At 72.0% G+C, this 786-nt stretch carries 1 protein-coding gene; it reads right to left on the bottom strand.

Annotated elements, in window-relative coordinates; all coding sequences use genetic code 11:
• Positions 1 to 76 precede the first annotated feature (76 nt).
• A complete protein-coding gene (locus FV228_RS31345; protein WP_147857932.1) occupies positions 77 to 610 on the bottom strand; it encodes an SRPBCC family protein in 534 nt (177 codons plus the stop codon).
• Between the last annotated feature and the right edge of the window lie 176 nt (positions 611 to 786).

Below are 786 nucleotides of genomic sequence, written 5' to 3'. Positions count from 1 at the left end.
ACCCAGACCGAGTCCGCCGCCGCCGGCCCGGCGGCGAGGGACAGGCCCGCGAGCAGGATCAGGCGCCGCACCGGCCTCATCGCTGCGGCCCGCTCTCCAGCTTCGCCTTCAGGCCCTTGAGCCCCTCGGCAAAGTAGCGGTTCATCGCCTCCTTGCCGGCGGCATCGCTCAGATTCTCGGGCGGCTCGTTGCCGGTATCGCCCCGGTAGAACCGGCCCATCCACTCGACCTTGGCGCCATCGCCCTCCGGCGTCACCGTGACGGTCGCCGAGTAGGACGAGACCGGCAGCGCGTCGAGATCGGGATCGGACATGCGGTAGGAATAGGTGCGCTCGGCTCCCTTCCACTCGTCGAGGCCCTCGACCAGGGTGCCGCCGCGCTTCAGCGTGACCTTGCGGATGGCGCCCGAACCGTCGCCCCCGGTGGCCTCGACCTTGGCCACGTCCGGATGCCAGGCGCCGATGCCGCCGAACGGCCCAACCACCTTCCAGACCGCGTCCGGATCCGCCCGGATCGTGATGGTCTGATCGACCTTCTGGGGTGTCGGGCCGTGAGCCGAGGCCGTGCCGGCAGCGAACAGGATGGCGAGGGTGGCGAGGACGCGACGCATGGTCAGGCTTTCCGGAAACGCGTGAGGTTGGTGGTGGAGAGGGACGCGGCGGCGCGGCGCAGAAGGCTGCGCAGCGGTGCCGCAAGCAGAGTGCCGAGCACGAGGGCGAGCGCCAAGCCGCCGAGGACGGGGCGCGGATCGATGCGGCCCGGCAGCGGGCGCGGCGTCCCGGCCGC

Source organism: Methylobacterium sp. WL18, from assembly GCF_008040015.1.
Taxonomy (GTDB): Bacteria; Pseudomonadota; Alphaproteobacteria; order Rhizobiales; family Beijerinckiaceae; genus Methylobacterium; species Methylobacterium mesophilicum.
Note: the sequence above shows the minus strand (reverse complement) of the source record. Positions and strands in the feature narration are given on the sequence as shown.

Excerpts from the sequence above, each read along its gene's own strand:
- FV228_RS31345 (WP_147857932.1), bottom strand. The coding sequence starts at position 610 with ATGCGTCGCGTCCTCGCCACCCTCGCCATCCTGTTCGCTGCCGGCACG.